At 74.0% G+C, this 7,812-nt stretch carries 7 protein-coding genes; all 7 read right to left on the bottom strand.

Annotated features, from left to right (window positions below):
• Positions 1 to 66 precede the first annotated feature (66 nt).
• The 7 genes from TOK_RS21345 to TOK_RS21310 all read right to left on the bottom strand — a co-directional run bounded on the left by TOK_RS21345 (position 67) and on the right by TOK_RS21310 (position 7,648).
• Positions 67 to 882: a helix-turn-helix transcriptional regulator gene (locus TOK_RS21345; protein WP_141566483.1), complete on the bottom strand. Its 816-nt coding sequence runs from the start codon at positions 880 to 882 to the stop codon at positions 67 to 69.
• On the bottom strand, positions 879 to 2,183 hold the full coding sequence (locus TOK_RS21340; protein WP_141566482.1) for a hypothetical protein: 1,305 nt from the start codon (positions 2,181 to 2,183) through the stop codon (positions 879 to 881). Before TOK_RS21340 ends, TOK_RS21345 begins: the two co-directional genes overlap by 4 nt.
• Positions 2,183 to 2,968 (bottom strand): ATP-binding protein, encoded by a 786-nt coding sequence (locus tag TOK_RS21335; RefSeq protein ID WP_216362042.1) that lies wholly within the window; start codon positions 2,966 to 2,968, stop codon positions 2,183 to 2,185. Before TOK_RS21335 ends, TOK_RS21340 begins: the two co-directional genes overlap by 1 nt.
• A complete protein-coding gene (locus TOK_RS21330) occupies positions 2,965 to 4,479 on the bottom strand; it encodes a Mu transposase C-terminal domain-containing protein (protein ID WP_098959784.1) in 1,515 nt (504 codons plus the stop codon). The genes TOK_RS21335 and TOK_RS21330 overlap by 4 nt, the downstream gene beginning before the upstream one ends.
• A gap of 416 nt (positions 4,480 to 4,895) precedes the next feature.
• Positions 4,896 to 5,714, bottom strand: coding sequence for an IS21-like element helper ATPase IstB (istB, locus tag TOK_RS21320; RefSeq protein WP_098959782.1), 819 nt, complete (start codon positions 5,712 to 5,714; stop codon positions 4,896 to 4,898).
• Positions 5,711 to 7,126 (bottom strand): IS21 family transposase, encoded by a 1,416-nt coding sequence (locus TOK_RS21315; RefSeq protein WP_253258542.1) that lies wholly within the window; start codon positions 7,124 to 7,126, stop codon positions 5,711 to 5,713. The genes istB and TOK_RS21315 overlap by 4 nt, the downstream gene beginning before the upstream one ends.
• Positions 7,127 to 7,372: 246 nt before the next feature.
• Positions 7,373 to 7,648 (bottom strand): hypothetical protein, encoded by a 276-nt coding sequence (locus TOK_RS21310; RefSeq protein WP_141566481.1) that lies wholly within the window; start codon positions 7,646 to 7,648, stop codon positions 7,373 to 7,375.
• Between the last annotated feature and the right edge of the window lie 164 nt (positions 7,649 to 7,812).

Below are 7,812 nucleotides of genomic sequence, written 5' to 3'. Positions count from 1 at the left end.
TGTCGAGCGACATGGAAATGTCAGTGACGGCGCCAGGGCGTGTCAGTGAATGACGCCATGTGAATGTCAGTGCGTGTACGGCCGTGCGGGGGCGTCGAGGAGTAGGGCGTATCGGGCGTCGTCGGTGAGTTCGAGGTCGCGGGCTCGATCTCGGCGGCGGACGAGTCCGAGCTGCTGGAGCCGGACGGCTGCGTCCGCGCTGATGGTGCGGTGGCGCTCGGAGCAGCGGATGTCGGGGTCGGCGGCTGCGTAGAGCACGCGGACGGTGTCGACGTCGAGGGCCTCATCGGCATAGGTGAGCCGGTGCAGCGCCTCACGCTGGGCCGTGGTGAGCAGCCCGGGCCGCGGCGCCACGCCGTGCACCGCGCGGCCGTCGGCGACGACGTCCACGTCGAGGCGGACACCGCGGTCGGCCAACGTGTCGTGAAGGTCGGCGATGGCCGCGGCCAGCCGGGGCAGCGGCCACCCGAGCACGTCGGCCAGCCCGGCCCGGCGGACCGCCGCCGTCTGCTGTCCGGCCGCCGCTGGCCGTGGGAGGGTGGCCAGCGCGGCTTCCAGCACCTGAGCGTCGGCCGCCACCTCGGGCTCGGCCAGGGCGTTGCGTTGGGCGGCGCGCTGGGGGGCGCGGAACAGCTCCACCGGGTGCAGGTCCAGGACCTGGCACAGCCGCTCCAGCAGCCCCAGCGGCACGGCGTCGTGGCCGCCGTCCTGCCAGAGCCGGACCGGGCCGGTCACCGCGGCCACCCCGACCCGCTCGGCGAGCTGGGCATGGGTCAGCCCGGCCGCGATCCGCCGCTGCTCCACCACCTCCCAGTTGATGACCAGCCGCCGCACCGGGCGGCGGCCCGCCGTGGCTCGGGGTCGGCGCGGCGCCCGGGTCACGCCCACCCACCGCGCAGGTCGTGGACCTCGACGCCGCGGAACACCGGCCCCAGCGCCGGGACGCCGGTGTAGGCCGCGCCGCGGTCGAGGACGTTCTGCAACGCCTGTTCCCCGATCACCGTCCCCGGCTCGGTCCCGACGAACAGCCCGGCCCCACCTGCGCCGGTCTCCGACGAAGTGGTGGGGTCGTCGTGGGCGACGCGCTGGGCGTGGTGTTCGAGGATCGCCGCCCGGACCATCCCGGCGACGGGGGCGGGGATCCGGTAGAGCGTCCGCTCGGCGATCAGGAGCTGGTCGGGCCCGGTGTCGTGCACGTCGCGCACGCGCAGCGACCGCAGCGCGGCGGAGCGCAGCCCGGTCGCCCTCGCGATGGCGAGCGCGGCGGCCGCGGTGGGGGAGCACAACCCGCGCAGCCGCTCCACGGCGGCCGGGTCCAGCCGGGGCGCGTTGCTGACCCCCGTGGCGGGCAGCCCGGGTCGCCTGCGCGGGAGCTTCAGGAACACCCCTGTGGTGCAGAACCCGGCCTGCACCGCCCGGACCCGGGTGAGGACCTCGTCGAGGCTGGTGGCGTCGATGGTGTGGCGTTGCAGCGCCGCGGCGCCCTGGTGAGGGTCGATTGATGCCAGCCCGGTGCCGGGTCGGGTCCAGCGGCGCGCGAGGTCCCGCGCGGCCAGCAGGGTGGGCCGGTAGACCGCGTCGACGCGGGCGAACCCGGCCGGGTCGAGCAGCCGCCGCGCCGCGGTGCGGAACAGTGGGAATTCCACATCGGGCACCTCAGGGAACGGGCCGAGCACCGGCTCCGCTGGGGTCGGTAGCAGCGCCAGCGCCACCCGCCACGGACGGACCGGCGCCAGGCCCGCGCCGGTGCCGTCGAGAGCGGCGCGGTGCCCGGTGCCGAGCCCGCCCTGGTGCGCGACCAGCCACAACTTGGTGCCCGCGGCCGCGGTGAGCTCGGCCAGCTCCCGCCACCGCTGCGGCGCGAGCAGGTGCGCCCGCAGCACGACCAGATGCTCGATCCGTTCCGCGCGCAGCCACATCCCGGCCAGTTCCCACGCCCGCCGGCTCACCCCCTCCGTGACCGGGCCGCCGGGGCGCTTCCCGAGCGCGACCAGCACGTCCTCACCGAGCACCGGCAACGGCGCCGCGCCGGAGCGGGGATGACACACCACCACGCCGTGGTCCGGGTCGTGGCGGGCGCCGAGCTCGGCCACGCACTCGCCGGTGTCGTCCGGATCGACCAGCAGCTCCACGGCCGCCGACAGGCCGCTGCTGGTGGCCGCGGCGGGAAGCGGTGGGGTCATCAGCGGGTGGCGGCGCCGGCGCGGGTGCCGCCGTGCAGGGCGAACGCGTTGCGCGCGATCGCCTCGTCGATCCGGTCCCGCCCGCCGGCTCGGCACAGCTCGACCGCGGTGGCGGTGAACGCCGCCCAGTCACGCAGGTTGCCGTGCGCGAAGTGGTCATCGACGAACAGCAGCGTCTCGGCCTCGACGTCGGCGTAGACGGGGTGGAAGCGCGGCATCAGCGCGCACACCTGCTCCCCGGTCAGCTCCCGGAACACCACCCGCCGGTAGATCCGTGAGCGCAGCATCGGCTCCCGGGCCAGCACCTTCCACGCCCCGTCCCCGCCGACGAGTAGCAGCGCGAACCGGGTCAGCCGGTGATCGTGCAGATAGCGCAGGAACTCGATGCACTCCCGGTTGAGCTGCTGCGCCTCGTCGACCACCAGCAGCCGTTCCCGCGGGTCCCGGCCGCGGTGATCAGCGAGTTCTTCGAGCAGGTCCGCGGTGAGCGCGAACCGGTCGCGGCGCCCGGTGACCGGCACCCGGGTCAGCTCCTCCAGCAGGGTGGCCGCGACGAGGCGCATCGTGGGCCGCGACGGGAACGACACCCAGCACGCCGCGACCTCGCCGACCCGGCGGGCCAGCGCCCGCTCCACGGCGAAGGTCTTGCCCAGCCCGGCCGGGCCGTGCACCGCGCCCATCGCTTGGGTCCGCACCAGATCGGCCACCGATTGGTCGACCAGGCTCAGTTCCTCGGTGGGCAGCGTGGCCGCCCCGTCGATGTCCAGGAAGTGCCGCACACTCACGACCGCCCACCCTCCGTTCGAGACGACTGCGCGGGATCGCCCGCTGGCTGGGCGGCGCGGGACGACTCCTCGTCGACGTCGACGGACGGCGGCGGCGTGGTTGCCGGGTCGGGCGGGTTCCAGTACTCGAAGTCGCGGTGCAGGTTGAGCAGGTCGGTGCGGCCCAGCCGCTGCAGGTCCCGATCCCGCGCCTCCCAATCCCGCTCCCCGCGCTCGCTCCGGCGCCGCTCCGTGCGGGCGGTGTCCATGCTGACCACGGTGGTGTCCTCCAGCGGTCCGGGTTCGGTGATCGGCGCCAGCTTCGCCCGGGCCCGGCGGCTCGCCCGGCGCTGGCGGCGGCCCAGCTCCGCAGCGTCCGCGCGACGCCGGGCCAGGACGGCGTCGCGTTCCTCGCCCGACAGTTGGCCTTGCGGGTGGGCGGTGCACAGCCACGTGTCGCCGCGGAAGACCTCGATGCGGCGCAGGTCGTGCGGGGTGTAGCGGACCTGTACCCGTTCCCCGACCCGCCCGTTGAGCTCCGGGGCGATGAAGGTCTCCCCGCCGAAGTGGACACCGTCGCGGTTGATCGTGCGCTCCACATCGGCCAGCAGCAGCCACCGCAACTGCTCGGCCGGCACCTCCCGCACCGGGGTCGCATCGGCGGTCCAGCGTTGCAGCGGGGTCAGCCCGCCCAGCGCCGAGTGCGCCCGCACCGTGTTGTAGTCGATCACCCACTCGGCGAAGCGGTCCACGAACAACCCCAGCGCCATCGGCGGGGCATCCGGCCCGTAGAGCCGGCCGTCCGCGGCGCGGGGGCCTTCGGTGTAGAACGGCAACCCGGACAGGAACTCCTGGTCCATGGTCAGGTTCGCCCGCTCGACCTTGCCCTTCTGGTGCGGCGCGTACGCCTCGGTCGGGGCCAGCGTGGTGCCCAGCACCCCGCACACCCGCTCCAACGCAGCGGTCGCGAACTCCAACCCGCCATCGGGCACCAGCATCTGCGGCACCCCACCGAACGGGCCCCGCTCCGGGTCGACAACCAGGCCGCGGCGCAGCGCCGCAAGCACCACCGCGGAGTCCGGGCGCAGCGACAACGCCCACCCCATGATCAGCCGCGAGAAGCAGTCGATGAACAACGTCACCCACGGCTTCACCGGCCGCGTCCCGCGCGGCGGGGTGACCTGCACCGGCAGCTCCTTGTGATCGGCCTCCCAGCGCATGTTGCGCGCGACCGGTTCCCACCGCAGGTACACCTCGTGCCGGCGCCGGCCCTCCACCCCATCGACCACCGCGGCCCGCTCGGACGCCGTCAGCTCGCGGGCGAACGCCCGCTGCAGCGTCCGCAACGGCGGCACCTGTTCGCCACGGGCCTGCCGCGCCCGCCACAGCCCCTTGATGTTCCCGCGCCAGTCCGCGTACTCGTCGCGGTCGGCCTCGGTCAGCTTGTACCGCGCCCGCTCGGTGCCCGCCGCTGCGACGTCCGGGCCGGTCAGCCACCGCCACACCGTGCGCTCGCTGACCTGAAGCGCCACCGCGACGGCCCGAACGTCGCCGCTGATGGCGCTAGCCGAGATTCCCCAGAGGCGATAGATCGACTTCCCCAGGCCGGGTGAGCGTATTGCGGCGTTGGGGGTCGACGCCAGAGCAGGGTCAGGCCCGGCGTAGCGGGATCACGCCGGGCTCGGGGATGGTCGGTCGGGCAGCTTCCGGGGTGGTCAGCAACGCGACGATGGTGACCGCTTCGCCGCAGTGCGGGCACGCCCTGGTCGCAACGGGTGCCGGAGACGGCGCGGGTTCGGTTGCTGCGAGGCCTGTGCCGGCGTGTCGGCGGACGTGGGCGCTCTTGCGGCAGCGGTCGGAGCAGTAGCGATGGCGAGGCCCAGCAGGGTGGAAGCTGCTCCAGCAGATCGGGCAGGACCGCTGCGCCCGCCAGTCCGCGATCGGGGTGTCAGCTGGCATGAGACGGTCCTGTCTGCCCGGCCCGGTGCCCCGCAGCGGCCCGCAGGGTGTCGGCGGCGCGTTGATGGCTGCGCAGCCGGTAGGAGGGCCCGTCGATCCCGACGACGGCGGCGCGGTGCAGGAGCCGGTCGAGCATGGCCGCGGCGACGGTGGCATCACCGAAAGCGCCGGCCCAGTCCGCGATCCCGACGTTGGTCGTGAGGATCGTCGAGGACTTGAGGTAGCGCTGGTTGATCACCTGGAACAGGGCTGATGCGCCGTCTCCGGGCAGTGGGAGGTAGCCGAGCTCGTCGATCACGAGCAGGCGTGGGCCGGCGAAGAACCGCATGCAGGTGTTCCAGCGGCCCTCGAGGGCGGCCTTGTGGCAGCGGGCAGCCAGGTCGGCGGCGGTGGTGAAGTAGACCCGTGCTCCGGCTTCGGCGGCGCCGCGGGCCAGGGCGGTGGCCAGCATGGTCTTCCCGACCCCGGGTGGGCCGACGAACAACACGTTCGAGGCGTCGTCGAGGAACCGCAGGGTGGCCAGGTCGCGGACGAGTTTCTCATCGACGCCGGGTTGGGCGGCGAAGTCGAAGTCGGTCAACGTCCAGGGCGCGGGCAGGCAGGCGAACCGCAGCCGTGATGTCAGCCGGCGGGCCTCGGTGGCCTCGACCTCGATCTCGAGGAGCCGTTCCAACGCCGCGGTCAGCGAGAGGTGTTCGTGGCGGGCGGCGTCCAGGACGGTGTTGAGCGCGTCGGCGGCGTCGTTGAGCTTCAGGTAGCCCAGATGCGCGCGCAGGTTCTGGTAGCGGCGGGCTTCGCTGGTGGTCACCGACCCTCCCCGCCTGCCGGCGCGCCCCCGCCAGTGCTGCCCCCGCCACTGCTGCTGCCGGTCGGGGTGCTGGTGGCGCGGGCGGCGACGGGGACCAGCGCCGCGTAGGTCGCGAGGTCGATCACGACCCGCTCCGCCGGGCCGGACCCGCCGACAGGTCCAGCACTGCCAGGGGCGCCCTGGCTGCCTCGTAGCCGTGCGGCTTCGGTCAGTGCCGCCTGCCCGGCCGGGCGGCGGACCTTCCCCCGGCAGCGTGGTGCGTCGGTGAACGCTTGCAGGACACGGGTTTCCAGAGCGCGGACGTGGCCGTCGTCGCGGATCATCGCCCCGGCGCCGTCCGGTGCGCGGCGGTGGACCGCAACCGTCGCCCCCGTCGCGGTGACAATCCGGACCTGATCAGACCCCAGCCTGGCCCGGACCATGACCTGGGCGCCGCCCAGCCCGGGCGGGACCGAGTACCGGTTGCCGCGCAACGACACCAGTGCCTGAGCCGAGACGGTGCGGACCACCGCCAGCTCCGCGGGGAACGCCGCCGCCGGTGCCGGCCGGAGTCGTTCGGCGTCCGCGAGCGCACCGACGGTGACCTTCTCCCCGCCACGGCGGCGGACCCGGCCGTCGAGGCGGGCGCAGAGCTCGTCGAGCCCGCGCTCGGCCGCGACGGTTGTGGCGTCGTCGGCGACGGTGCGCCACCACCGCTGCGCCGCAGCATGGTTGGCCTTCTCCACCACGCCCTTGCGGTTGCCGTGGCGGGGCGGGCAGAGCTCGACGGTGACCCCGTAGTGCTTGGCGACCTGAGCGAACGCCGCCGACACCGTCCCCGACGACGGGGAGCAGACCGTGGCCATCCGGTCGAAACGCCAGCCGCGGGTCAGCCCGCCGAGCTTGCGGGTCACTCGGTCGAGGGCTTCGACCAGGTGCGGGAAGTCTTCGGACTCGGCCAGCACCGCCCGCCAGCGGCCCGAGTGTGCCAGCGACCCGACCAGCAGGTGCGCGTTCGCGCCGACGCCCCATGGCGCGGGCGGGTTCGGCAGCTCGACCCAGTCCCACTGGGTCTCCTCACCCGGCGGGTGGGTGATCACCGCGGCGTCGCGGCCCGTCGAGGCGTGGCAGGGCTCGCAGTGCGGGCGGAGCCGGTGGGTGCGGATCGCTGCGGTCAGCGACGGGTAGGACCCGGCGAACCCCAGGCCGGTCAGCTCGTCGAACAGGGTCGAGGCCCACAGGTGTGGGTCCTCGACCAGCCGCAGCCGGCAGTACTGCAGGAACGGTTCGGTCACCGTCGGTTCCCGACGCAGCCGCTGCTGCGGGACCCGGGCCCCGCTCAGATAGGCGCGGACGGTCTTGCGGTCATGGCCCAGATGCCGGGCGATCGCCGAGATCGTCCAGCCCTGCTCTCGAAGTGCATGCGCTTCCACATCAGCCTCCCAGGACAACACCCGGGCCTCCCACCAGTCCGCCGGTGATCGATCACCGACAGCCCAGCGGTCACCCAGGTCCCGGTCCCGACGCCACGCCGGGACCACTGTCAACCTGGGGAAGTCGATCTAGCAACAGCGGGGAGATTCAGTTAGCGCCATCACCGCTGCTCACCTGTCCCTCGGCGCGTTGGCGGCGTAGCCGCTCCACCAGCACCGCCTTCACTTGCGGGTCGATACGCCGCTTCACCATGAGTGCTCCCGAGGAAACGCCCGCCGGCACGACGGACACGTCAGCGCCGGATGCCGTGCCCACCCCTGCGTGCTCAGCCAACCGGCCACGGCCGGATCGTCGGTCGGCTCGGCGCCGGCAAGCGGCCCGGCCAGCAGCGGCCCGTCCCCGCAGTAGCCGCACACCACCTCGGTGTACGGCCCGGATGGAACGCAGCGGTGGCAGAACCCGCGGGCCACCAGTTCGCCCGCCTCGCGGATCAGCCAGCGCACCGTCAGCTCGGCCCGCAACCGCGCCGCGGTCTCCGCGCTGTTCGGCCGCTGCCCGCACCCGGGACACGCCCCCACAGCAGGGGTACGCGGTTCCGGCCGAGGCACGCTCATCAGCCCAGACCAGCCCGCCCGACCTCGCGGTACCCGGCATGCCCGGCGCCACCGCACGGCTGCGGCTGCGG

The sequence above is a fragment of the Pseudonocardia sp. N23 genome, from assembly GCF_002583555.1.
Classification (GTDB): domain Bacteria; phylum Actinomycetota; class Actinomycetes; order Mycobacteriales; family Pseudonocardiaceae; genus Pseudonocardia.
The sequence above is the reverse complement of the archived record's forward strand: the minus strand, read 5'-3'. Positions and strand labels throughout refer to the sequence as shown.

Excerpts from the sequence above, each read along its gene's own strand:
- TOK_RS21340 (WP_141566482.1), bottom strand. The coding sequence starts at position 2,183 with ATGACCCCACCGCTTCCCGCCGCGGCCACCAGCAGCGGCCTGTCGGCG.